21 protein-coding genes are annotated in these 23,399 nt (G+C 65.0%); 14 read left to right on the top strand and 7 right to left on the bottom strand.

Features of this window, described 5'->3' with window-relative positions:
• Positions 1-21 precede the first annotated feature (21 nt).
• The 3 genes from ACLE20_RS13865 to ACLE20_RS13875 are packed head-to-tail and all read right to left on the bottom strand — an operon-like array spanning position 22 to position 3,325.
• The gene (locus tag ACLE20_RS13865) at positions 22-1,170 is read right to left on the bottom strand and encodes an iron-containing alcohol dehydrogenase (RefSeq protein WP_410940900.1); all 1,149 of its coding nucleotides are present in this window, start codon (positions 1,168-1,170) and stop codon (positions 22-24) included.
• Positions 1,167-2,132 (bottom strand): 4-hydroxythreonine-4-phosphate dehydrogenase PdxA, encoded by a 966-nt coding sequence (gene pdxA / locus ACLE20_RS13870; RefSeq protein WP_410940901.1) that lies wholly within the window; start codon positions 2,130-2,132, stop codon positions 1,167-1,169. The genes ACLE20_RS13865 and pdxA overlap by 4 nt, the downstream gene beginning before the upstream one ends.
• A complete protein-coding gene (locus ACLE20_RS13875) occupies positions 2,129-3,325 on the bottom strand; it encodes a sialidase family protein (protein WP_410940902.1) in 1,197 nt (398 codons plus the stop codon). The genes pdxA and ACLE20_RS13875 overlap by 4 nt, the downstream gene beginning before the upstream one ends.
• Positions 3,326-3,626: 301 nt before the next feature.
• Between ACLE20_RS13875 and ACLE20_RS13880 the strand changes: the two genes are divergently transcribed.
• The 14 genes from ACLE20_RS13880 to ACLE20_RS13945 all read left to right on the top strand — a co-directional run bounded on the left by ACLE20_RS13880 (position 3,627) and on the right by ACLE20_RS13945 (position 19,158).
• Positions 3,627-5,141: an ABC transporter substrate-binding protein gene (locus ACLE20_RS13880; protein WP_410940903.1), complete on the top strand. Its 1,515-nt coding sequence runs from the start codon at positions 3,627-3,629 to the stop codon at positions 5,139-5,141.
• A gap of 84 nt (positions 5,142-5,225) precedes the next feature.
• The gene (locus ACLE20_RS13885) at positions 5,226-6,140 is read left to right on the top strand and encodes an ABC transporter permease (protein WP_410940904.1); all 915 of its coding nucleotides are present in this window, start codon (positions 5,226-5,228) and stop codon (positions 6,138-6,140) included.
• An 8-nt stretch (positions 6,141-6,148) separates the two neighbouring features.
• Positions 6,149-7,072 carry an ABC transporter permease gene (locus ACLE20_RS13890; protein ID WP_410940905.1) on the top strand — a complete coding sequence of 308 codons (924 nt, stop codon included), beginning with the start codon at positions 6,149-6,151 and terminating at the stop codon, positions 7,070-7,072.
• Positions 7,065-8,675: an ABC transporter ATP-binding protein gene (locus ACLE20_RS13895; RefSeq protein WP_410940906.1), complete on the top strand. Its 1,611-nt coding sequence runs from the start codon at positions 7,065-7,067 to the stop codon at positions 8,673-8,675. Before ACLE20_RS13890 ends, ACLE20_RS13895 begins: the two co-directional genes overlap by 8 nt.
• Before the next feature lie 37 nt (positions 8,676-8,712).
• Positions 8,713-9,594 (top strand): dihydrodipicolinate synthase family protein, encoded by an 882-nt coding sequence (locus ACLE20_RS13900; protein ID WP_410940988.1) that lies wholly within the window; start codon positions 8,713-8,715, stop codon positions 9,592-9,594.
• 157 nt (positions 9,595-9,751) lie between these two features.
• The gene (locus tag ACLE20_RS13905) at positions 9,752-10,399 is read left to right on the top strand and encodes a Panacea domain-containing protein (RefSeq protein ID WP_410940907.1); all 648 of its coding nucleotides are present in this window, start codon (positions 9,752-9,754) and stop codon (positions 10,397-10,399) included.
• Positions 10,350-10,661: a hypothetical protein gene (locus tag ACLE20_RS13910; RefSeq protein WP_410940908.1), complete on the top strand. Its 312-nt coding sequence runs from the start codon at positions 10,350-10,352 to the stop codon at positions 10,659-10,661. The genes ACLE20_RS13905 and ACLE20_RS13910 overlap by 50 nt, the downstream gene beginning before the upstream one ends.
• Before the next feature lie 340 nt (positions 10,662-11,001).
• Positions 11,002-11,091 (top strand): K(+)-transporting ATPase subunit F, encoded by a 90-nt coding sequence (gene kdpF, locus ACLE20_RS13915; protein WP_323103044.1) that lies wholly within the window; start codon positions 11,002-11,004, stop codon positions 11,089-11,091.
• Between the two features lie 34 nt (positions 11,092-11,125).
• Complete coding sequence (gene kdpA, locus ACLE20_RS13920; protein ID WP_410940909.1) at positions 11,126-12,829, top strand: potassium-transporting ATPase subunit KdpA; 1,704 nt, start codon at positions 11,126-11,128, stop codon at positions 12,827-12,829.
• A gap of 15 nt (positions 12,830-12,844) precedes the next feature.
• Entirely contained in the window at positions 12,845-12,994 is a 150-nt protein-coding gene (locus ACLE20_RS13925; RefSeq protein ID WP_410940910.1) for a hypothetical protein, read from the top strand.
• Positions 12,995-13,030: 36 nt separating this feature from the next.
• On the top strand, positions 13,031-15,118 hold the full coding sequence (kdpB, locus tag ACLE20_RS13930; RefSeq protein WP_410940911.1) for a potassium-transporting ATPase subunit KdpB: 2,088 nt from the start codon (positions 13,031-13,033) through the stop codon (positions 15,116-15,118).
• Positions 15,119-15,130: 12 nt separating this feature from the next.
• The gene (gene kdpC, locus ACLE20_RS13935; RefSeq protein WP_410940912.1) at positions 15,131-15,700 is read left to right on the top strand and encodes a potassium-transporting ATPase subunit KdpC; all 570 of its coding nucleotides are present in this window, start codon (positions 15,131-15,133) and stop codon (positions 15,698-15,700) included.
• 54 nt (positions 15,701-15,754) lie between these two features.
• Positions 15,755-18,463: a DUF4118 domain-containing protein gene (locus tag ACLE20_RS13940; RefSeq protein ID WP_410940913.1), complete on the top strand. Its 2,709-nt coding sequence runs from the start codon at positions 15,755-15,757 to the stop codon at positions 18,461-18,463.
• Positions 18,460-19,158: a response regulator transcription factor gene (locus tag ACLE20_RS13945; RefSeq protein ID WP_410940914.1), complete on the top strand. Its 699-nt coding sequence runs from the start codon at positions 18,460-18,462 to the stop codon at positions 19,156-19,158. Before ACLE20_RS13940 ends, ACLE20_RS13945 begins: the two co-directional genes overlap by 4 nt.
• A gap of 15 nt (positions 19,159-19,173) precedes the next feature.
• On the opposite strand, the gene ACLE20_RS13950 is transcribed toward ACLE20_RS13945, so the two are convergent.
• From ACLE20_RS13950 to ACLE20_RS13965, 4 genes are all read right to left on the bottom strand, one after another.
• Positions 19,174-20,307: an ABC transporter ATP-binding protein gene (locus tag ACLE20_RS13950; protein ID WP_410940915.1), complete on the bottom strand. Its 1,134-nt coding sequence runs from the start codon at positions 20,305-20,307 to the stop codon at positions 19,174-19,176.
• Between the two features lie 79 nt (positions 20,308-20,386).
• Positions 20,387-21,616 carry an ABC transporter substrate-binding protein gene (locus ACLE20_RS13955; RefSeq protein WP_410940916.1) on the bottom strand — a complete coding sequence of 410 codons (1,230 nt, stop codon included), beginning with the start codon at positions 21,614-21,616 and terminating at the stop codon, positions 20,387-20,389.
• A gap of 30 nt (positions 21,617-21,646) precedes the next feature.
• Positions 21,647-22,507 carry a carbohydrate ABC transporter permease gene (locus tag ACLE20_RS13960; RefSeq protein ID WP_410940917.1) on the bottom strand — a complete coding sequence of 287 codons (861 nt, stop codon included), beginning with the start codon at positions 22,505-22,507 and terminating at the stop codon, positions 21,647-21,649.
• Positions 22,504-23,391 (bottom strand): carbohydrate ABC transporter permease, encoded by an 888-nt coding sequence (locus ACLE20_RS13965; protein WP_410940989.1) that lies wholly within the window; start codon positions 23,389-23,391, stop codon positions 22,504-22,506. Before ACLE20_RS13965 ends, ACLE20_RS13960 begins: the two co-directional genes overlap by 4 nt.
• Between the last annotated feature and the right edge of the window lie 8 nt (positions 23,392-23,399).

The raw sequence follows: 23,399 nt of genomic DNA on the forward strand, positions 1-23,399 counted from the left end.
GAGCCGGTCATTCCGCTTGTTTCAGTTTGCCGCCGTGTAGATCGCCAGGACGTCGGCTTCGCTCATCTCCACCGGGTTGTTGTCCATCAGACGCCGGATGGCATGGGCCTCGCTGGCAAAACCCGGCAGGTCCTGCGCCGTGGCGCCATGGGCGCTCAGCGCCATTTCGATTCCGAGGCCGCGGCAGAAGCCATGCGCGGCCGAAAGCAGGGCGTCCTGGGCAAGGCCGGTACCGAGCCCCAGCGCCTCGGCCACCTCTGCGGTCTTTTCCGGCACGACAGGCTGGTTGAAGGCGAGCACATGCGGAAAGATGATCGCATTGGCGAGGCCGTGCGGCAGCTTGAGCCGCGTGCCGAGCGGGTAGGCGAGCGCATGGCCGGCTGCCGTGTTGACCGGGCCCAAGCAGATGCCGCCATAATAGGAGGCGAGCATCAGCCCCTCGCGCGCCTCGCGGTCCGTCCCGTCTCGCACCGCACGCGCAAGATAGCGGCCGACGAGACGGATGCCCATGCGGGCGAAGCCGTCGATCATCGGATGGGCGCGTCGGTTGGTGAAGGCCTCGACGCAATGGGCCATGGCATCAACGCCGGTCGCGGCCGTCACGGCCGGCGGCACGCTGTAGGTCAGCTCCGGATCGAGCACGGCGAGATCGGCGATCAGATGCGGGCTCTCGACCGCGACCTTCGCACCCTTTTCCGTATCGGTGATCAGCGCGCGGATGCCGGCCTCCGAGCCGGTGCCGGCGGTGGTCGCCACCTGTGCAAGCCGCGTGCGCCGGCCGGAGACCTTGTTGGGGCCGGCAACGGTGGAGAGCGTTTGGCCGCTGTCCCAGAGGGCAGCGACCAGCTTGGCCACGTCGAGCACCGAGCCACCGCCAAGGCCGACGATCAAGTCCGGTCGTGCGGCGCGGGCTGCGGCCAGGGCGGCGTCCAGGGTGGCCACATCCGGCTCGCCGGGAATGGCGTCGAAGACCGTCATCCGGCCTTTCAGCTGCAGCCGCTCGGCAAACCCGGCGGTGATCGGAGTGGCGATCACCAGGATCGAGGTGGCGTCCTCCGCCCAGGATCCGACCTCACGCACCGTGCCGGCGCCGACGATCAGGCGGCGGGGCTGGTGGAGGGTGATCGGGGCAAGCGTCTGCGGCAAAGTGGGGTGGAGCGCGATCGTCATGCGGCCTCTCCCTTGGCCACCTTGCCGGCGACCAGCTTGCGGGCATAGGCGATCGCCTCCAGCATGTTGCCGTGATTGGCGATGCCCTTGCCGGCAATATCGAAAGCCGTGCCGTGATCGACGGAGGTGCGGTCGATCGGCAGGTCGACGGAGACGTTGACCGCCGTGTCGAAGGCCACCAGCTTGATCGGGATATGGCCCTGGTCGTGATACTGCGCGACGATCAGGTCGAAGGCGCCGGTATAGGCACGGTGGAAGACCGTATCGGCGGAGATCGGGCCCTGCGCGTCGATCCCCTCGGCCCGGGCGGCGGCCACGGCGGGGGCGATTTGATCGTCATCTTCGGTGCCGAACAGGCCGTTCTCGCCGCAATGCGGGTTGATGCCCGCGACCGCGATGCGAGGCGCGGCATAGCCGATACGCTTCAAATGCGCGTCCCCGGCGCGGATCGTGGCCAGCACCCGCTCGGTCGTCGCCCGCTGGATCGCCTCCTTCAGCGAGACATGGGTCGAGACATGGATGACCTTCAGCTTCTCCGAGGCGAGGAGCATATAGGCGGCTTTCGAGCCGGTCAGGCTGCGCAGCATGCCGGTATGGCCGTCATAATGATGCCCGGCGAGGTTCAGCGCCTCCTTGTTGATCGGCGCGGTGACGATGCAGCCGATCGCGCCGGCTTCGGCATCGCGCACCGCCTTCTCGATGAAGCGGAAGGCGGCGTCGCCGGCAACCGGGCTCAGCTGCCCCCAGGGCAAGGGCGCGCCCTCAATCGGCAGGTCCACGACGTAGCGCGAAAGGTCGAGATCGAGGCCGAGCGCATCGCGCGCCGCCTCCAGCGTGGCGAGGTTGCCGTAGATGCGGGTGTTGTCGCGCTCGGCCGCACCCATGTCGAGGAGCGCGCGAACGGAGATTTCCGGGCCAACGCCGCAGGGGTCGCCCATGGTGATGCCGATGATGCTGCTCATAAGGTGCTCCGTGCCGCCGCCTTGTCCCAGCCGGGCGCCAGGCGGACATGTTTGATCGCGCGTCGATGATAGGTGTAGGCGAGCTGCAGCGCGCCGTCCGGCGCCTCCAGCAGCCAGGGATAGGACATTTCGAGGTTCCGCCCATCGGTGGAGTCGTTGGAGAGGCAGGTACCGGGGCCATCCTCGACGATGAGGCGTGAGGGGAAGCTGCGGCCGCCATCGTCGGAGAGGCAGAGCGAGACCGGCGCCCGTGGTACGCCCCAGATCGGCACGCAGCCGCCGGTCGGGTCGGCATCCGGCCGCGCATCGGCCTCGCCGAGCTCATCATAGAGCGAGGCGCGGCGCGCGCTGGACATCTCGGCATTGACCGGATTGCAGATCATCGCCAGCCGTCCATCGCTGAGCCGGATCACGGCGATCGAGGAATTGTTGTTGGGTACGTCGGTCGCTGCCGGAACCGACCATGTGCGCCCGCCATCAAGGCTTTCCGTGCGGTAGACGAAATCGGCCTGGCGGCGGCGGAAGAAGGCGGCGAGGTGGTCGCCGCCGAGAGAGACTGGGCTCATATGCACGCAGCCGATCGAGTCCTTGAGCGCATCGAGTCGCCAGCTCTCGCCCTGATCGGTGGAGATTGCGACGGCCGCGGTATCGTGGCTGCCGTTCCATTTCTGGCCCGGGCGCTGGACGCAGCGGAAGATCGGCAGCAGCCAGGCGCCGTCGTCACGGATGATCGGGGCCGCACGCACGAAGCAGCCGCGCGGCAGGTCGAGATAGCGACCGCCGGGAGCCGTCAGCGTCGTGGGCTCGGCCTCGTCTCGTAAAACCTCGACCATGCGAATCCGGCATTCGTCCTGGTTTCCGGAGGGTTGCGAGGTGTGGAACAGCAGGAGGCGGCCATCCGGGGCTGCAAAGAGCACCGGATTCTGTTCGGAATGGGCGGGATCGTCGCTCAGCCGCTGCGGTGGGCCCCAGGCCGTAGCGCCGGGCAGCAGCACGGAGGCGAAGATCGAGATGTCGGACTTGCCTTCCAGCGTCCCGCCGAACCAGGCGCAGAGGAGCGCGCCATCGTCAAGCTGGGCCAGGAAGGCGGCATGGTTCTGGATCATCGGCGAAGGCAGCAGCGCCTCTGCGCGCTCCGCGGCCGTTTCGATCAGGGCGCCGGTCATGGCGCGGGCAATATCGTCAGGGGTCATCCGTGTCTCCTCACGCCCAAAAGCCACCGATTTTGAGGAGTTGTCAAGTTTGTTGATGTTTGAGTTTGAGACCTAGTGAAGGCTAGGATCGAAATTAGCATTTAAAAACAATGTTATGGATTGAGAAATTTTCTGCGTGAGCCTTTACATCAGAAAACTAATTGACAAACTTGGCCTGACGGTTGATGGTAGGTCGACACTGGCAAGAGGAAGCCGGGGCCTTTGTGGGTGGGTTTGCAGGCCGCGCTGGCCGCCTGTCCCGCCGCAGGGCCGGTTCAAGGATCGATAGGGAGGAAATATCGTGAAGAGATCATTCGTTCTGGGAGCGCTGCTTCTCAGCACCGCCATCAATCCGGTCGCCGTCGCGCCGGCCTATGCCGCTCCGGGTCCGATCAAGATCGTGCTGGCCGAAGAAGCGGATCTGCTCGAGCCCTGCATGGCGACGCGCTCCAATATCGGGCGCATCATCATGGAGAATGTCAGCGAGACGCTGACCGAGCTCGATGTGCGTGGCGACAAGGGCGTCACCCCGCGTCTGGCTGAGAAGTGGGAGCAGAATGCCGATGGCTCCTGGCGTTTTCACCTGCGCCAGAACGTCAAGTTCTCCGACGGCACCGCTTTCGACGCCAAGGATGTCAAGCACAGCTTCGACCGGATCCTGAGCGACAAGAATGCCTGCGAATCCCGCCGCTATTTCGGTGGCATCAAGATCGAGGCGAAGATCGTCGACGACCATACGATCGACTTCACTGCCGATCCGGTCCAGCCGATCCTGCCGCTGCTGATGTCGCTCGTCACCATCGTACCGGAAGAAACGCCGCTCGAATTCATCCGCGAGCCGGTCGGCACCGGCCCCTACAAGCTCAGCAACTGGACGCCCGGCCAGCAGATCGTGCTCACCGCGCGTGACGATTACTGGGGCACCAAGCCGGACGTGACGGAGGCCACCTATCTCTTCCGCGCCGATCCCTCCGTCCGCGCCGCCATGGTCCAGGCCGGCGAAGCCGACATTGCGCCCTCGATCTCGCAGACCGAAGCCACCAATCCGGCCACCGACCTCTCCTATCTCGATAGCGAGACCGTCTATCTGCGCATCGACCACAATATTCCGCCGCTGACAGACGTCAGGGTTCGCCGCGCGCTGAACATGGCGATCGACCGCCAGGCCTTCCTCGGCACGCTGGTTCCGGAAAGCGCCGTGCCGGCCACGGCCATCGTGCCGCCGACGACGCTCGGCTGGAACCCGGACGTCAAGCAGTTCCCGTATGATCCGGAAGGCGCCAAGAAGCTGCTCGAAGAGGCGAAGGCGGCCGGCGTTCCGGTCGAGACGCCGATCACCATCATCGCCCGTTCGGCCAATTTCCCGAACGTCACCGAGATCATGGAAGCGATCCAGGGCCAGCTGCAGGATGTCGGCTTCAAGATCGACCTGAAGTTCGTCGAAGTGGCGGAGCATGAGGGCTATTATTCCAAGCCCTTCAAGGAAGGCCGCGGCCCGATCCTCGTCGCCGCCTCGCACGACAATTCCAAGGGCGACCCGTCCTTCTCCATGTTCTTCAAGTATGCCTCAGAAGGCACCCAGTCGGGCTTTTCCGATCCGAAGGTCGACGATCTGATCAAGCGAGCCTCGGCAGCCGTCGGCGACGAGCGCGCCAAGCTCTGGTCGGAGCTGATCGCCTATCTCCATGACGATGTGGTGGCTGATGTGCTGCTCTTCCATATGGTCGGCTTTGCCCGCGTCTCGGAGCGGCTGGAGTTCACGCCGACGATCGCGACCAATTCGACGCTGCAGCTGTCGGATATCAAGATCAAGTAAGATGCGGCGGACGGGCGCTTCCGGCGTCCGTCCGCACACCCTTTTCGGCGGCATGACGGCGCCGTTGCCCTCATCGAGGATGCCATGTCCAGCTTCATTCGAAAGCGCGCCATTGCCAGTCTGATCTCGCTTGTCGGCCTGGTCGTGCTCGTCTTCTTCCTGTCGCGCCTCACCGGCGACCCCGCGGCCCTCTTCCTGCCCGTCGAAGCCTCGGCCGAGCTCAAGCAGCAGTTCCGAGAACTGCATGGCCTCAACGATCCGCTGCTCGTCCAGTTCGGCCGCTATGTCGCCGACGTGATGACGGGCGATTTCGGCGAGTCGCTGCGCAAGGCACGCCCCGCGCTCGATGTGGTGCTCGAAGCCTTCGTCTGGACGCTCTGGCTCGCGCTCATCACCATGACGCTGGTCACCGGCGCCGCAATCCTGGTCGGCTCGCTCGCCGCCTTCCGGGCAGGCGGCTTCTTCGACCGGTTGTCCTCGGTCGTCTCGCTCATCGGCGCCTCGGTGCCGGATTTCTGGCTGGCGATCGTCGCCATCGTGATCTTCTCGATCAACCTTGCCTGGCTGCCGACCTCCGGCACCGGCTCGCTCTCTCACTGGATCCTGCCGATCGGCGTGCTCTTCGTCCGCCCCTTCGGCATCATCGTCCAGATCGTTCGCGGTGCGATGATCGGGGCCCTCTCTTCAGCCTATGTGAAGACCGCGCGGGCCAAGGGCGTCAAATCCGGACCGATCATCTTCATCCACGCGCTGCGCAACGCCATGCTGCCGATCATCACCGTCATCGGCGACCAGGCCGCGAGCCTGCTCAACGGCGCGGTGGTGGTGGAGACCATCTTCGGCTTTCCGGGCGTCGGCAAGCTGATGATCGACAGCATCCTGCAGCGTGACTTCAACGTGGTGCTGGCGGCGATCCTCGTCACCGCGCTCGCCATCTTCCTCATGAACCTCCTGATCGACCTCGCTTACGCGTTGCTTGATCCGCGCATCCGTCATTGAGGGCCGCCATGACGATCCATACGCTCGAGACAGTCCCCGCGGCCGAACCCTCGGCCCCCGTCCGCTTTGCTCGCATGCTCTGGGCCGACAAGTTTGCGCTCTGCGCGGCGATCTTCCTCCTCCTCATCCTCGTGCTCGCCATCATCGGCCCGCACTGGATGGGCGATCTCGCCACCAAGCAGAATCTGCGAGGGCGCAATGCCGCCCCCTTCGACTGGTCGCGCGGCATCGTCTGGTGGATGGGCGCGGATGCGCTCGGCCGGCCGCTGCTTGCCCGCATCGTCGTTGCCACGCAGAACACGATGATGGTCGCCGCCGGTGCCGTCGCGCTCTCGGCCATCACCGGCACGCTGCTCGGGCTGATCGCCGGCTTCTCCTCGCCGCGCGTCAACCAGGTCATCATGCGTCTCGCCGACGTCATCATGTCCTTCCCCTCGCTGCTCATCGCCGTTCTCGTGCTCTACATGCTCGGCGCCTCGATCCTGAACCTCATGGTCGTGCTGGCGATCACCCGCATCCCGGTCTATCTGCGCACCACGCGCGCCGAGGTGCTGGAAATTCGCGAGCGCATGTTCGTGCAGGCGGCCCGCGTCATGGGTGCCTCGTCGAGGCGCATTCTCTTCCGCCATATCCTGCCAGTCGTCATCCCGACGCTGACCACGCTGGCGACGCTCGATTTCGCCTATGTCATGCTGGCCGAGAGCGCGCTCTCCTTCCTCGGCATCGGCATCCAGCCGCCGGAAATCACCTGGGGGCTGATGATTGCCCAGGGCCGGCAATATCTGCAGAACGCCTGGTGGCTGTCCTTCTGGCCGGGGCTCGCGATCATCCTGACCACCATGTCGCTCAACCTCCTGTCCAACTGGATGCGCATCGCGCTTGATCCGGTGCAGCGCTGGCGTCTGGAAATGAGGGGCCGCAAACATGGCTGACCACCTGCTCGAAGTCCGCAATCTTTCCGTCGAGTTCCACACCGCCGCCGGCGTGGTGCATGCGGTGCGCGACATTTCCTATCATCTCGACCGTGGCGAAACGCTGGCGATCCTCGGCGAAAGCGGGTCCGGCAAGTCGGTCTCCTCCTCGGCGATCATGAACCTGATCGACATGCCGCCCGGACGCATCTCGGCCGGCCAGATCCTGCTTGATGGCGTGGACCTGCTGACCATGCCGGCCGAGAAGCGCCGCGCGGTCAATGGCCGGCGCATCGCCATGATCTTCCAGGATCCGCTGAGCCACCTGAACCCGGTCTATACCGTCGGCTGGCAGATCCGCGAGGCGCTGACCACGCATGGCACCGATGGCGAGAAGGCGAGAGCCGAGGCGCTGCGGCTTGTCACCCGCGTCGGCCTTCCCGAGCCCGAGCGCGCGCTCGAAAAATATCCGCATGAGTTTTCCGGCGGCCAGCGCCAGCGGGTGATGATCGCCATGGCGCTGGCGCTCCGCCCGGATCTCTTGATCGCCGACGAGCCGACGACCGCGCTCGATGTCACCGTCCAGGCCGAGGTGCTGGCGCTGCTCGAAGAGCTGCAACAGGAAACAGGCATGGCCGTGCTGATCATCACCCATGATCTCGGAGTCGTCGCCGAAATCGCCGACCGGGTCGTGGTGATGGAAAAGGGCCGGCTGGTGGAGACCGGCTCGGTGCGCGAGGTCTATCGAAACCCGCAGCATCCCTATACGCGCAAGCTGATCGCCGCCGCACCCGGCAAGGGCGAGATGCACACCCCTCTGCCGCCCGCTGAGCCCGTGCTCTCCGTGCGTGAGGCGCGCAAGCATTACGGCGCCTTCGAGGCGCTGAAGGGCGTCTCCTTCGACCTGATGCCGGGCGAGACGCTGGCTGTGGTCGGCGAAAGCGGCTCCGGCAAGTCGACGCTCGCCCGCATCCTGCTGCGCCTCGACGAACCCTCCGGCGGCACCGCGCTCTGGAAGGGCAGGGATCTGTTCACCATGCCGCCGGCCGAGCTCTACCGGCTGCGGCGCGACCTGCAGATGGTCTTCCAGGACCCGACCCAGTCGCTCAATCCGCGCATGACCGTCTACCAGCTGATCTCGGAGGCCTGGGTCATTCATCCCGATATCCTGCCGAAGGCGAAGTGGCGGGCGCGCGTCGCCGAGCTTCTCGTGCAGGTCGGCCTTGGCCCGGAGCATATGGGCCGCTATCCGCATCAGTTTTCCGGCGGCCAGCGCCAGCGCATCGCCATTGCAAGGGCGCTCGCGCTCGAGCCGCAGCTGATCATCTGCGACGAGGCGGTCTCGGCGCTGGATGTCTCGGTCCAGGCGCAGGTGATCGCGCTCCTCGACCGGCTGCGCAAGGATATGGGCATCGCCTTTATCTTCATCGCTCACGACCTGCCGGTGGTGCGCGACTTCGCCGACCATGTGATGGTCATGCAGAACGGCAGGGTGGTGGAGCTCGGCACAGTGCGGGAGGTGTTCGACGCACCGCGTGAGGCCTATACCCGCGCCTTGCTCGCCGCCGGCCTCAATCCCGATCCGGATGTCCAGGCCGCGCACCGCGCCGCCCGGCGCGCCTGAGCCCGCACCAGGCCGGCCAAAACCAACAGGAGTTATGATGTCCAAGAAGGCCTTCGTGGCGCTCGTCACCTGCTTCAACGAGGACGAGACGATCAATTTCGCCGCGACGCGCGCGCAGGTGCGCCGACAGGTGGAGGCCGGCAACAACATCATGTGCGCCGGCACCAATGGCGATTTCTCGGCGCTGACCTATGATGAAAAGGTGAGGTTGACCGAGGAAGTGGTGGACGAGGTCGGCGGCCGCGTCGATGTCATCGTCAATGCCGGCATGCCCGCCACCTTCGAGACCTTGAAGCTCGCCCGTGAATTCGACCGGATCGGCGTCACCGCCATCGCCGTCATCACGCCCTTCTTCATTGCCTGCACGCAGGAAGGCCTGGTCCGGCATTTCTCGACCGTGGCCGATGCCGTCTCGACGCCGGTCTATCTCTACGACATCCCGGCCCGCACCCAGAACCATATCGAACCCGAGACCGCCGAGCGCCTCTCCGCGCATGGCAATATTGCGGGGATCAAGGATTCCGGCGGCGCCAAGGAAACGCTGGAGGCCTATCTGGCGATCTCCGCCCGGGTGCCCGGCTTCGAGGTCTATTCCGGCCCGGACCATTTGGTGCTCTGGTCGCTGCAGAACGGGGCTGCCGGCTGCATTTCCGGCCTCGGCAATGCCATGCCGCAGGTTCTCGCCGGCATCCTCGACGCCTATAATGCCGGCGACCTGGCGGAGGCCGAGCGCCAGCAGGCGATCTTCACCCGCTTCCGCACCGATCTCTACGGCCTTGGCTTTCCCCCGGCGCTCGTCAAGCGCGCCCTCTACCTCACGGACCCCTCCGTCGGCGCCAGCCGCCAACCCGCCCTTCTGCCCGACGCCGAGCAGGACAGGAAGATCGCGGAGATCTTGGCGCGTTATGAATTGACCTAGAGCCGAATGGCTCTGGCTTCAGGTCAGGCACGGTCGAGACGTAACACGAAATCTCAGAGAATTACCCTTCCCCGATGGACGAAACTCTCCTATTTTAGTGGTCGATGATGTCAGTTTCGATCAATGCAATGGGAGACGGCCAGAGGGCTGATGGGACATGGCCTACACGCCACAGCACATCGCCAACTATTTCCTAGAGCGTGCTGAGCGTGAAGGCGTCCGCGTGTCTCCGCTCAAGCTGATCAAGCTCGTCTATATCGCCTATGGATGGAACCTCGCTCTTGTCGGCGACAAGCTTTTTGATGAGCCAATCGAGGCATGGCAGCATGGACCTGTCATTCCGTCGATCTACCACGAGTTCAAGGAGTTCGGCTCGAGCGGGATCAATCGCCGCGCTTATGATCTCGATCTGGAGACGCTCGAAACGTATGCGCCGCAGATCCGGGAGGATGACGAGATAACGCGCCTCGTTCTCGACCGCGTATGGGCCGCCTACAAGCGCTTCACAGGCTGGCAGTTGCGAGAGAAAACGCATGAGGCAGGTTCCCCCTGGAGCAAGGTCTTTCGCGAGGGTGCGCGCTGCGTCGCGCTCGACGACGACGATATCAAGGCGCATTTCGCGGAGAAGATCGACGGCTATCTGACTGCGGCCAACGAGATCCATGTCCGACGGGCTTCTCGACAAGCTCAAGGAGACCAGTGCGGCCGATCTCAGCGCCGGTGTTGCGCGCCAAGAGGGCGTGCCCGGCGCGACCTTGGAGCCGATCTATTCCCGACGACGCTTCAAGTGCTTCGTCGTCACTGAAAGCGAACTGCAACAGATCGGTCTGGCCAACCTGACGGCGACAGCGACCGGTTCGCTCGGATCCGGCTTTTTCGCCTTCTGGCTCGATATCGACAAGGATTCGCTCCTCACGCCGGATCTACCGAAAGAGGCGGCGTACTTCTTCACCTATGCTCGGCCCACATGCTTTTGGCTTGCCATTGTCTTCTGGTTGTTGACCGGGAGTCTTATGGTCTGGCGGCATCGTCTGGTGGAGACGTTCAAAAGCGAATCGATCGAATAGGCTTCGATCGATCCTCGTCAGCATCGTTGATCAAGGATCTCGATGACATGTTCGCCGCGCGCCGCTTTCCAAAATTCCTATAAGATTCCTATATCTTCGCCTCCCGCCCCGTCTCGAATCCCTATGCGCTCCGGCCGCATATGAAAGGGCGGAGGCTGATCATGGCCTCTGCTTGCAATGACAGACCGGTGTCGCGCCTCGAGCGCTGCACCGTCCGCTGTCGTGATCCCCACTGGAGTCCGGACCGATGTTCGATCTCGTTCTGCTTGCCGTGGCCATCGGCTTTTTTGGCCTGTGCCTCGCCTATACCCGCGCCTGCGACGGGCTGTGAGGCGCTGCCATGCTGTTCGATTACCTGCTCAGCGGCGGCGTCACCCTCTTCCTCGCCGTCTATCTCACCTACGCCCTTCTCCGTCCCGAACGCTTCTGACGCGCGGGTCCGGGCTGCCTGAAAGTATGCTCCCATGACCGTCTCTGGATGGCTTCAGATCCTTCTTTTCTGCGGGCTGCTCTTGCTGCTCGTCAAACCGCTCGGCGCCTATATGACGCGGGTCTTTTCCGGCGAGCGCACGCTGCTCTCGCCGCTTCTTTCGCCGATCGAGCGCGGCCTCTATGCGCTGTCCGGTACGCATGAGCGGGAGGAGCAGCACTGGACGGCCTACGCCGTCTCGCTGCTCCTCTTCAACCTCATGGGCGTGCTGCTGCTCTACGCCCTGCTCCGCCTGCAGGATGTGCTGCCGCTCAACCCGGCAGGCCTGCCGGCCGTCGGGCCCGAGCTTGCCTTCAACACCGCCGTCAGCTTCGTCACCAATACCAATTGGCAGAGCTATGGCGGCGAGAGCACCATGTCCTACCTCTCGCAGATGGCGGGTCTCGCGGTGCAGAACTTCGTCTCCGCCGCCACCGGCATGGCGATCGCCATCGCGCTCATCCGCGCCTTCTCGCGGGCGTCGATGAAGGCGATCGGCAATTTCTGGGTCGATATGACCCGGGCGACCCTCTACATCCTGCTGCCGCTCTGCATCCTGCTGACGCTTGTCTATGTGGCGCTCGGCGTGCCGCAGACCTTCGGGCCGGCGGTCGCCGCCACGACGCTCGAAGGGGCGCAGCAGACGATCGCCATCGGGCCCGTCGCCTCCCAGCTCGCGATCAAGATGCTCGGCACCAATGGCGGCGGCTTCTTCAACGCCAATTCCGCCCATCCGTTCGAAAATCCGGATGCGATCTCCAACATGCTGCAGATGCTGTCGATCTTTTCGATCGGTGCTGCCTTCACGCATGTCTTCGGCCGCATGGTCGGCAATGAGCGGCAGGGCTGGGCGATCCTCTCCGCCATGGGCGTGCTCTTCCTCATCGGCGTCGGCGTCGTCTATTGGGCGGAAGCGGCGGGCAATCCGCTGATCAACGGCCTCGGCCTGACTGGCGGCAATATGGAGGGCAAGGAGGTGCGCTTCGGCATCGCGCTTTCCGCCCTGTTCTCGGTCATCACCACGGCCGCCTCCTGCGGCGCGGTCAATGCGATGCATGGGTCCTTCACCGCGCTGGGCGGCCTGATCCCGCTCATCAACATGCAGCTCGGCGAGGTTATCGTCGGCGGTGTCGGGGCGGGGTTCTACGGCATCGTGCTCTTCATCGTCATCGCCATTTTCGTGGCGGGCCTGATGGTCGGCCGCACGCCGGAATATCTCGGCAAGAAGATCGAGGCGAAGGAGATGAAGATGGCCGTGCTCGCCATTCTCTGCCTGCCGCTCGCCATGCTGCTCTTCACGGCGGTGGCGGCTGTGCTGCCTTCGGCGGTCGCCTCCATCGGCACGGCGGGTCCGCATGGCTTCTCGGAGATCCTCTATGCCTATACCTCCGCAGCCGCCAATAACGGCTCGGCCTTCGGCGGGCTCTCGGCCAATACGCCCTGGTACAATGTCACGCTCGGTATCGCCATGTTGATGGGGCGCTTCCTCGTCATCATTCCAGCGCTCGCCATCGCCGGCTCGCTGGTCGCCAAGAAGACCGTGCCCGCCTCGGCCGGCACCTTCCCGACCGATGGCCCCCTCTTCGTCGGCCTGCTCGTCGGCACCATCGTCATCGTCGGCGGCCTGACCTTCCTGCCCTCGCTGGCGCTCGGCCCCGTGGCGGAACATCTGGCGATGATCGCCGGACAGAGCTTCTAGGGGGCGCGCATCATCATGATGTCTCTCTTTCCCCGCCGGCCCCAGCGCCGGCTGCAGAGATCACCGGACAGCCCGCCGCCCTGGTGGCGGGCCTCCACCCTGCTGCTGGCCGCGCTGCTTGGCGTCTCCGCCCTCGTGGGCCTCGCAGACATCTTCAATGGCTGACCGCTACCGGTCGCCGCTCACAGGCTGGAACCTCTCATGAGCCAAGCAAAAACCACCAAGATCCTCGACCGCCGCATTCTTCTGCCGGCGCTGTCCGCCGCCTTTCGCAAGCTCGACCCGCGCACGCTTTCGAAAAATCCCGTAATGTTCGTCGTCGCCACCGTCTCGGTGCTGACCACGGTCCTCTTTCTGCGCGATTTGGCGACGGGCGGTGCCGATCTCGGCTTCTCCTTCCAGATCAATCTTTGGCTCTGGTTCACCGTGCTCTTCGCCAATTTCGCCGAAGCGGTGGCGGAAGGGCGTGGCAAGGCGCAGGCGGACTCGCTGCGCAAGGCCCGCACGGAAACGAGCGCCAAGCTGCTCTCCGGCGACGACCGCAGCGCCTATCGGCAGGTGCCGGGCACCAGCCTCAAGGTGGGCGATGTCGTCCTCGTCGAGGCAGGCGACATCATCCCCTCCGATGGCGAGGTGATCGAGGGTGTCGCCTCGGTCAACGAAGCGGCGATCACCGGAGAATCCGCGCCGGTCATCCGGGAATCGGGCGGTGATCGTTCGGCTGTCACCGGCGGCACGCAGGTGCTCTCCGACTGGATCCGCGTGCGTATCACCGCTGCGGCCGGATCCACCTTCATCGACCGCATGATCTCGCTGGTCGAAGGTGCGGAGCGCCAGAAGACGCCGAACGAGATCGCGCTCAACATCCTGTTGGCCGGCATGACGCTGATCTTCGTGCTGGCCACCGCTACCATTCCGAGCTTTGCCGCTTATGCCGGCGGCTCGATCCCGATCATCATCCTCGTCGCGCTCTTCGTGACGCTGATCCCGACCACCATCGGCGCGCTGCTCTCGGCGATCGGCATTGCCGGCATGGACCGTCTCGTCCGCTTCAACGTGCTCGCCATGTCCGGCCGCGCTGTCGAAGCGGCGGGCGACGTCGATACGCTGCTGCTCGACAAGACCGGGACCATCACGCTCGGCAACCGCCAGGCGACCGCCTTCCGGCCGGTGCGCGGCGTCTCCGAGCAGGATCTCGCCGATGCCGCCCAGCTTGCCTCGCTCGCCGACGAAACGCCGGAAGGCCGCTCGATCGTCGTGCTGGCCAAGGAAAAATATGCGCTGCGCGGTCGCGACATGGCCGGGCTCAACGCCAGTTTCGTGCCCTTCACGGCCCAGACCCGCATGAGCGGCGTCGATCTGGAAGGCACCGAGATCCGCAAGGGTGCGGTCGAGGCGGTTCTTGCCTATATCGGCGGCGGCAGCCTGCCGGTTGCCGGCAACGCCGCCGTGGCAGCCGAGACGCAGACGGAAACGGCACGCGAGCTGCAGGCGATCGCCGATGAGATCGCCAAAACCGGCGGCACGCCGCTTGCCGTGGCGCGCGACGGGCGGCTGCTTGGCATCGTCCAGCTCAAGGATATCGTCAAGGGCGGCATCCGCGAGCGCTTCGCCGAGCTGCGCCGCATGGGCATCCGCACCGTGATGATCACAGGCGACAACCCGATGACGGCTGCAGCCATCGCCGCGGAAGCCGGCGTCGACGACTTCCTCGCCCAGGCGACGCCGGAGAACAAGCTGGCGCTGATCCGCGAGGAACAGGCCAAGGGCAAGCTGGTCGCCATGTGCGGCGACGGCACCAATGATGCGCCGGCGCTTGCCCAGGCCGATGTCGGCGTGGCGATGAACACCGGCACCGTGGCGGCCCGCGAGGCCGGCAACATGGTGGATCTCGACAGCGACCCGACCAAGCTCATCGAGATCGTCGAAATCGGCAAGCAGCTGTTGATGACCCGCGGCGCGCTCACCACCTTCTCGATCGCCAACGACATCGCCAAATATTTCGCGATCATCCCGGCCATGTTCCTGACCTTCTATCCGCAGCTCGCCGTGCTCAACATCATGGGCTTGGCGACGCCGCAGAGCGCGATCCTCTCGGCCATCATCTTCAATGCGCTGATCATCGTCGCGCTGATCCCCCTCTCGCTCAAGGGTGTCAAGTATCGCGCGGTCGGCGCCGGTGCGCTGCTCTCGCGCAATCTCATGATTTACGGCCTCGGCGGCATCGTCGTGCCCTTCATCGGCATCAAGGCGATTGACATCGTCATCACCGCCCTCGGCCTCGCTTAAAGGAAGACATCCATGCTCAAGCAGCTTCGTCCCGCTTTCGTCATGATCGTCGCCATGACCGTCCTGACCGGCCTTCTCTACCCCGCCGCCATGACAGGCGCCGCCCAGGCCCTCTTCCCGCATCAGGCGAATGGCAGCCTGATCGAGAAGGACGGCAGGGTGATCGGCTCGAGCCTCATCGGCCAGGCGTTTACGAGCGACCGCTATTTCCACGGCCGCCCCTCCGCGGCCGGCACCGGCTATGATGCCTCGGCCTCCTCTGGCTCGAACCTGGGGCCGACCAGCAGCAAGCTGATCGAGCGGGTGAAGACCGATCTCGCCGCGGAAAAAGCGGCCGATCCGACCGCCGCCACCATTCCGGTCGATCTTGTTACCGCATCTGGCAGCGGGCTCGATCCGCATGTCTCCCCTGAGGCCGCCTATCTGCAGGTGCCGCGCATCGCCAAGGCGCGCAATCTCGACGAGGCCGCGGTGCGTGGTCTGGTCGATGCGCATGTGGAGCCGCGCGAGCTCGGCGTGCTCGGCGAGCCGGTGGTGAATGTTCTCCGGCTCAACATGGCACTCGATGCACAAAGCTCCTAAATAGGCGAGGCCGCAGGCTCCTGCGGCCCGATCCGGATCCGATGGCACGCTCCCATGGCTGAAGACCTTCGCGACAGCCTCGCTCGACCTTCGCCGGACGCGCTGCTTGCCGCGGCGCGGCGGGAGGAGCGCGGCCGGCTGAAGATCTTTCTCGGCGCAGCGCCGGGCGTAGGCAAAACCTATGAGATGCTGATGTCCGGGCGCGCGCGCCGCGCCGAGGGCGTTGACGTGGTCATCGGCGTGGTCGAAACCCATGGGCGGGCCGAGACGGAGGCCCTCATCGAGGGTTTCGAGATCGTTCCCCGCCGGCAGATCGACTATCGCGGCCAGGTGCTCGGCGAGATGGATCTCGATGCCATTCTCGCCCGGCATCCGGCGCTGGTGCTGGTCGACGAGCTCGCCCATACCAATGCCACCGGCAGCCGGCATCCCAAGCGCTACATGGATGTGGAAGAGCTGCTTGCCCGCGGCATCGACGTCTATTCGACGCTCAATATCCAGCATGTCGAGAGCCTCAACGACATCGTCGCACAGATCACCCGCATCCAGGTGCGCGAGACCGTGCCCGATCGTGTGATCGACGAGGCGGACGAGGTCGAGATCATCGACATCACCCCGGCCGATCTGATCCAGCGGCTGAATGCCGGCAAGGTCTATCGCGAGGCGACGGCGCGCCGGGCGGTGGAGAACTATTTCTCGCCCGGCAATCTCACCGCCCTGCGCGAACTGGCGCTGCGCCGCACGGCGCAGCGGGTGGACGAGCAGCTGCTTCACCACATGCAGGCCCATGCCATTTCCGGCCCCTGGGCGGCGGGGGAGCGGGTGCTGGTCTGCCTCGACCATGGGCGCAACGGCGCGGGGCTCGTGCGCTATGCCCGCCGCCAGGCCGACCGGCTGCGCGCGCCCTGGACCGTGCTGCATCTGGAAACGCCGCGCTCCTCAGCGGTTTCGGAGGAGGAGAAGGACCGGCTCGCGGCAACCATGCGGCTGGCCGAGCAGCTGGGGGCCGAGACGGCGGTTTTGCCCGGCCTCCACCCGGCGCGGGACATCCTCGCCTATGCCGCGGAAAACAATGTTACCCATCTCGTGGTCGGGCGGACGGGCAGGCCGCGCTGGCGCCAGCTTTGGCAGGGGTCGGTCACCGCCGATCTCGTGCGCGAGGCCGGCAATATCGCCGTCCATGTCGTTTCCGGCGAGGGTCGGGAAGGCGAGCCGCCGCAGCGCGGCGTCAAGGTGGCCGCTGCCGCCGAGCCGCGCCGCCTGAGGCCCTATGCGGAAACGATCGCCTGGGTGGCGCTGGCGATCGGTGCCGGGTCGATCCTCGACCGGGCGCTCGACGTGCAGAACCTGGCGCTGGTCTTCCTGATGGCCGTGCTCGTCTCGGCGGTGCGCGGCGGGCTGGGGCCGGCGCTGTTCTCCTCCTTCACCGGCGCTTTGTCCTTCAACTTCTTCTTCCTCGAGCCGCGCTTCACCTTCACCGTCCGCGATCCGGAGAGCGTCGTGGCGCTGGTCTCGTTTCTGGGCGTTGCGCTGATCGCCTCCAACCTGACGGCCGCCGTCCAGCGTCAGGCCGTGGCGGCCCGTCAGCGGGCGCGCACCACCAAGGATCTCTATTCCTTCTCCAAGAAGCTCGCCGGCACCGGCACGCTCGACGATGTGCTCTGGGCAACCGCCTTCCAGATCGCCTCCATGCTCAAGTTGCGCGTCGTCATCCTCCTGCCGGAGGACGGCACGATCGCCGTCAAGGCCGGCTATCCGCCGGATGATACGCTGGTCGATGCCGATATTGCCGCGGCAAAATGGGCCTGGGAGCACAATCGCCCCGCCGGCCGCGCCGCCGATACGCTGCCCGGCGCCAAGCGGCTCTATCTGCCGCTGCGCACGGCGCGCGGTGCCGTCGGCGTCATCGGCCTCGACAATGACCGGCAGGGACCGCTGTTGACCCCGGACCAGCAGCGGCTGTTCGATGCACTGGCCGACCAGGCGGCGCTTGCGATCGAGCGGGTGGAGCTGGTCTCGGACGTCGATCGGGCACGGCTTGCTGCGGAGACCGACCGACTTCGCACGGCGCTGCTCACCTCCATCTCGCATGACCTGAAGACGCCGCTTGCCGCCATTATGGGTTCGGCGGGCACGCTGCGCGATCTCGGCGGCGAAATCCCCGAGGAAGCCCGCGCCGAGCTGCTGACCACCATCGTCGACGAATCCGAGCGGCTCTCCCGCTTCATCGCCAACCTGCTCGACATGACGCGCATCGGGGCCGGGGCGATGGAACCGAACTACGCGCTGCATTACCTCGGCGACCTGGTCGGCACGGCGCTGAAACGGGCGGGACGCATCACGAGCGGCCATCGCCTGAGCCTCGACATGCCGGAGAGCCTGCCGATGGTGCGGCTCGATCCGGTGCTGTTCGAGCAGGTGCTGTTCAACCTGATCGACAACGCCGCCAAATATGCCCCGGTCGGAAGCGAGATCGAGATCCGCGCCCGGAGCGAGGGGCAGGCGGTGCTGCTTTCGGTCGCCGATCAGGGGCCGGGCATCCCGTCCGAGGATCTCGAAAAGATCTTCGACAGCTTCTACCGCGTGCGCAAGGCCGATACGGTGCAGGCCGGCACCGGCCTCGGTCTTGCCATCTGCCGCGGCTTCATCGAAGCCATGGGCGGCACGATCCAGGCTGCGAACCGACCGGGCGGCCGGGGCGCAGTCTTCACCATCCGCATGCCGCTTTCCGCGGCTCTGCCGCCGCTTGGAGATGCGCCATGAGCACCAGCGCCATTCATGTCCTGATCGTCGAGGACGAGCCGCCGATCCGCAAGCTGCTCCGCGTCGGCCTTGCCACGCAGGATTATGCCGTCAGCGAGGCGATGAACGCGAAGCTGGCGCAGGAGATGGTCAAGGCCGACAGGCCCGACCTGATCATCCTCGACCTCGGCCTGCCGGACCTGCCCGGCCACACGCTTCTCGAACGCTGGCGGGCCGAGGGGCTGGACGTGCCGATCGTCATCCTCTCCAGCCGCACGGACGAGGCGGGGATCGTGCGCGCTCTGGAGCTCGGGGCCGATGACTATGTGACCAAGCCCTTCGGCATGAACGAGCTTCTGGCGCGCCTGCGGGTGGCGCTGCGCCACCGGCTGCAGGCGCAGGGCACGCGCCCGCTCTTCCAGACCGGCGATCTCTCGGTCGATCTCGTCAAGAGGATCGTCAAGGTCGAGGGGCGGGAGGTGAAGCTCTCGCCTAAGGAATATGAAATCCTGCAGATCCTGGTGCAGCATGCCGGCAAGGTGCTGACGCATCGCTACATCCTCGAACATGTCTGGAACGAGCTGAGCGACGTGCAATATCTGCGTGTCTATGTGCGCCAGCTGCGCCAGAAAATCGAGAAATCGCCCGATCAGCCGCGCTACATCCTCACCGAGACCGGCGTCGGCTATCGGCTGGCCGAGGATGTGGCGGCCTGAGGGCGCCCTCGCGGCTCAGGCTGCGGTCGGGCTCAGGAGGTTCATGTCGATCTCGGTCAGCGCCACGCGGCGCTCGAGGGCTGCCCCACTGGCCGTGAACAGATGGCAATCGGCGGCATGGATGCCGATCGGCAGTGACTGCTCGATCCGCACCGGCGAGACGCCAGGCAGCATGGCGCAGAAATCCTCGCCCTTGCCCTCGATCGAGGCATAGGCAACGGTCTGGGCGCCGAGCCGTTCGATGACGGTCGGCACCAGCGTCAGGTCGAGATCGCCGGACCCGGTCTGGATATGTTCGGGCCGGATGCCGAGCGTCAGCGTGGCGCCGGGTTCGGCGCCTTCGGGGTCGACGGGAACGGTGATCGACCGGCCCTTGTAGGACACGGTGACGCCGACCTCGCTCACCCCTTCGCAGGTGACCGGCAGGAAGTTCATCTTCGGATTGCCGATGAAGCCGGCGACGAAGAGATTGGCGGGTTTGTGATAGAGCTCGAGCGGCGGACCGACCTGCGCGATCGTGCCGGCATTGAGCACGACGATGCGATCGGCCATGGTCATGGCCTCGACCTGATCATGCGTCACATAGATCATCGTGGCTTTCAGCTGCCGGTGCAGCTTGGCGAGCTCGATGCGCATATCGGCGCGCAGCGCGGCGTCGAGGTTCGAGAGCGGCTCGTCGAAGAGGAAGATCTTCGGCTCGCGCACGATGGCGCGGCCGATCGCGACGCGCTGGCGCTGGCCGCCGGAGAGCATGCCCGGCTTCTGCTGCAGGCGGCTCTCCAGATGCAGGATACGGGCGGCGTGCTCCACCTTGGCCTTGAGCTTCTCCTCCTCCATCTTTTCCACGCGTAGCGGAAAGGCGATGTTCTCGAAGACGCTCATATGGGGGTAGAGCGCGTAGGACTGGAAGACCATGGCAATGCCGCGCTTGACCGGCGGCAGGTCGTTGACCCGGAGGCCGTCGATGACGATGTCGCCGCCGGTGGTGGAATCAAGCCCGGCGATCATGCGCAGAAGTGTGGACTTGCCGCAGCCCGACGGACCGACGAAGACGACGAATTCGCCATTGCCGACCGAGAGCTCGACGCCCTTGAGCACTTCGAAGTCGCCATAGGACTTCCGAACCTGTTTGAGAGAGAGCTGTCCCAATTCCGTCTCCGCGCGGGCGGCCGCATTCGTTACCAAGGGGAGGAGGGGCAGCCGCATTGTCTGCGGCTGCCCGACGATCTTACTTGTACTGTTCGAGTTCGCCGGCCGCCGTCTTCAGCGCGGCCTCCGGCTCGGCCTTGCCGGTGACGACCGACTGGACCATCTCGATCATGACGTTCTGGAAGCCCTTGTAGTCCTTGAAGAGCGGCTCCGGACCACCGAAGGCGATGCCGTCGATGAAGGGCTTCCAGGACGGATCGGCCTTCACGAATTCATCGACCTTGGGCGAGGGGCGAAGAGGGGTAAGGCCTGCGCCGCCCTGCAGCTCATATTCGCCCTGCGGCTCGGGCGAGGTGATGTATTTGGCGAATTCGATCGCCTTGTCTTCCACACCCGTGCCCTTGAAGATCGCCAGGCTGTCGGTGATGAGCAGCGTGCCTTCGCCCTTGGCCGAGGGGCCGAGCGGCAGGGCTGCGACGCCCCAGTTGATCTTGGTTTCCTTGAGCCGCGCGGCGGCGCCCGAGCCGGCCTGGATCATGCCGACCTTGCCGTCGAGGAAGATGGCGCGGATTTCGTTCTGTTCGTAGGCCGTGGCGCCTTCGACCGAATAGGGGGTGATGTCCTTGTAGGCCTGCAGCGCTGCCAGCACTTCCGGGCTGTCCATGACGATCTTGTCGCCGTCGATCACCTTGCCGTTGTTGGTATACACCCAGTGCATGAACTGGTGCATGGTGTTGTCGAAGGTCTTGGCGGGCAGGCCATAGCCGGGAGTGCCGGTCTTTTCCTTGATCTGCTTGGCGAAGGCGATCTCTTCCGCCCAGGTCTTCGGCGGGGTTTCCGGGTCGAGACCGGCCTGCTTGAACAGGTCCTTGTTCCAGTAGAGCGCCTTGGTCGAGAATGCGATCGGCACGCCCCACTGCGTGTCGTCGAAGGTCACCGTGTCAACGATGTTCGGGTAGTAGCTCTTCTTTTCCTCATCCGTCATCGGAACGGGGACGATCAGGTCGTTCTCGGCGAATTCCTTCAGCGTGCGCGAACCGACATAGGCCATGCCGACCGGGGTGCCGGCGGCAGCGAGCGTGGTGGCCTTGTCCTGGCACTGCTCCCAGCCGACCACTTCCGGCGTGACCTTCCAGCCGGCATTCTTGCCTTCCCATTCCTTGATGTATTTTTCATGGATCGGGTCGATCTTGTCGCCGCAATAGATCCAGCTGATCTCCTGGTCAGCGGCCTGGGCAGCCATCCCGCCGAGCACGGTCGAGCCGAGCAGGGCAAGGGCGAAAACTCCGGTTTTGTAAGCGATGGTCATCTCTAACTCCCGTCCTCTGGGGTTGCATTCTTATTGTTTCACCGCGCCGGCGGTGAGCCCGCTGACGAGATAGCGTTGCAGGAAGAAGATCACGATCATGGCCGGCGCGATGCCGACGAAGCTTGCGGCCATGAGCTCGTTCCAGACGACTTCCTGGCGACCGAAATAGGCAAACAACCCGACGGGCAGCGGCGCATATTCGGACTTGGAATTGAAGGTGAGCGCAAAGATGAACTGCTGCGCATAGGAGCCGATGAAGGTGGTGATGGCGACCACCGTGATGCCGGGCATGGCGATCGGCAGGATGACGCGGCGCAGCGTATAGAAATGGCTGGCACCGTCGACGAAGGCCGCCTCGTCCAGCTCGCGGGGGATGCGCATCATATAAGTGCGCAGGAGCCAGATGGCCGAGGGGATGAGGAAGGCCACCCCGGGGACGATCATGGCGAAATAGGTGTTGAGCACGCCCATGGTGCGCATCAGCCGGAAGAGGGGGATGAGCAGCACGGCGCCGGAGAACATGTTGACCGCGAGGAAGGCGCCCAGCAGCGGACCGGCGCCCTTGAACTCGAACCGCGCAAAGGCATAGGCCGCCGGCACGACGAGCACGAGGACCACGGCGGTGACGATGGTCGAGATGAAGAAGGAATTGAAGATATAGCGGGCAAAGCCAGGAACGCTCACCCACATGGTGCGGTAGGCTTCGAAGGAGCCGTTCTCGGGGATGAAGCGGTAGGGAGAGGAAAAGAGCTGGCTGAGCGGCTTCAGCGAGACGAGGAAGCCTTCGACAAAGGGGGCGAGCACGAAGGTCAGGAAGACGGCGATGCCGAGATAGATGCCGACGAGCTCGTACCAGGCATAGCGGTTGATCAGGAGCGGCGGCTCTTTCATCGCTTTTCGACTCCGGCAGACAGGCGGCTGATGATGCGGAAGTAGCAGACGCAGAAGATCGACAGGAAAATGCAGATGAAGACCGCGCGGGCGGCGCCCTCGCCATATTTGTTGGAGCCGATGGCCGTCTTGTAGGTGTCGATGATCATCGTCGTCGTCTCGCCCGACGGCCCGCCGCGGGTAAGAATCCAGATGATGTCGAAGGAATTGAAGGTCGCGATCAGCGACAGCATCGACATGGTGATCATCGAGGGCACGATCAGCGGCAGGGTGATGCGGCGGAAGCGATAGAAGCGGCCGGCGCCATCCACCCAGGCGGCCTCGTAGAGATCCTGCGGGATCGCCTGCATGGCGGCGAGCATATAGAGCGTCACCATCGGCACGCCGATCCAGACATCGGTGACGATGGTGGCCCAGAAGGCGGTCGAGCCCTGCGCCAGGAAGGCGACCGGGCTATCCGCCAGGCCGACGCGCTGCAGCATGCCGGAGATCATGCCGAACTGGCCATTATACATCCAGCCCCACATGAAGATGCCGATCGCCATCGGCACGATCCAGGGCGGCATGGTCAGCACGCGGAAGAGCGCGCGGCCTGGGACTGCGGCATTCAGCATCGAGGCGCCGAAGGTGCCGATGATCATCTTGATCGACACGGAGAAGAAGGTCCACACGAAGGTGCGGATGATGACTTCGGCGAAGGTAGCGTTGAAGATCTTCGAATAGTTCGCCCAGCCGACCCAGTTCGTCGTCCGCTTCAGCGAGGCGTCGGTGAAGGACAGGATAAAGGTGTCGACCAGCGGATAGGCGACGATGACCGCGACATAGAGAAGCGCGGGCGTCAGCAGGATCCAGGCGAAGAGAACGGCGCTGCGTTGAACGCTCATCCCGCCCA

The sequence above is a fragment of the Rhizobium sp. YIM 134829 genome, from assembly GCF_046546455.1.

Coding starts and splice junctions, on each gene's coding strand:
- ACLE20_RS13865 (WP_410940900.1), bottom strand. CDS start 1,170: ATGACGATCGCGCTCCACCCCACTTTGCCGCAGACGCTTGCCCCGATC.
- pdxA (WP_410940901.1), bottom strand. CDS start 2,132: ATGAGCAGCATCATCGGCATCACCATGGGCGACCCCTGCGGCGTTGGC.
- ACLE20_RS13875 (WP_410940902.1), bottom strand. CDS start 3,325: ATGACCCCTGACGATATTGCCCGCGCCATGACCGGCGCCCTGATCGAA.
- ACLE20_RS13885 (WP_410940904.1), top strand. CDS start 5,226: ATGTCCAGCTTCATTCGAAAGCGCGCCATTGCCAGTCTGATCTCGCTT.
- ACLE20_RS13890 (WP_410940905.1), top strand. CDS start 6,149: ATGACGATCCATACGCTCGAGACAGTCCCCGCGGCCGAACCCTCGGCC.
- ACLE20_RS13895 (WP_410940906.1), top strand. CDS start 7,065: ATGGCTGACCACCTGCTCGAAGTCCGCAATCTTTCCGTCGAGTTCCAC.
- ACLE20_RS13900 (WP_410940988.1), top strand. CDS start 8,713: ATGTCCAAGAAGGCCTTCGTGGCGCTCGTCACCTGCTTCAACGAGGAC.
- ACLE20_RS13905 (WP_410940907.1), top strand. CDS start 9,752: ATGGCCTACACGCCACAGCACATCGCCAACTATTTCCTAGAGCGTGCT.
- kdpF (WP_323103044.1), top strand. CDS start 11,002: ATGCTGTTCGATTACCTGCTCAGCGGCGGCGTCACCCTCTTCCTCGCC.
- kdpA (WP_410940909.1), top strand. CDS start 11,126: ATGACCGTCTCTGGATGGCTTCAGATCCTTCTTTTCTGCGGGCTGCTC.
- ACLE20_RS13925 (WP_410940910.1), top strand. CDS start 12,845: ATGATGTCTCTCTTTCCCCGCCGGCCCCAGCGCCGGCTGCAGAGATCA.
- kdpB (WP_410940911.1), top strand. CDS start 13,031: ATGAGCCAAGCAAAAACCACCAAGATCCTCGACCGCCGCATTCTTCTG.
- kdpC (WP_410940912.1), top strand. CDS start 15,131: ATGCTCAAGCAGCTTCGTCCCGCTTTCGTCATGATCGTCGCCATGACC.
- ACLE20_RS13940 (WP_410940913.1), top strand. CDS start 15,755: ATGGCTGAAGACCTTCGCGACAGCCTCGCTCGACCTTCGCCGGACGCG.
- ACLE20_RS13945 (WP_410940914.1), top strand. CDS start 18,460: ATGAGCACCAGCGCCATTCATGTCCTGATCGTCGAGGACGAGCCGCCG.
- ACLE20_RS13955 (WP_410940916.1), bottom strand. CDS start 21,616: ATGACCATCGCTTACAAAACCGGAGTTTTCGCCCTTGCCCTGCTCGGC.
- ACLE20_RS13960 (WP_410940917.1), bottom strand. CDS start 22,507: ATGAAAGAGCCGCCGCTCCTGATCAACCGCTATGCCTGGTACGAGCTC.
- ACLE20_RS13965 (WP_410940989.1), bottom strand. CDS start 23,391: ATGAGCGTTCAACGCAGCGCCGTTCTCTTCGCCTGGATCCTGCTGACG.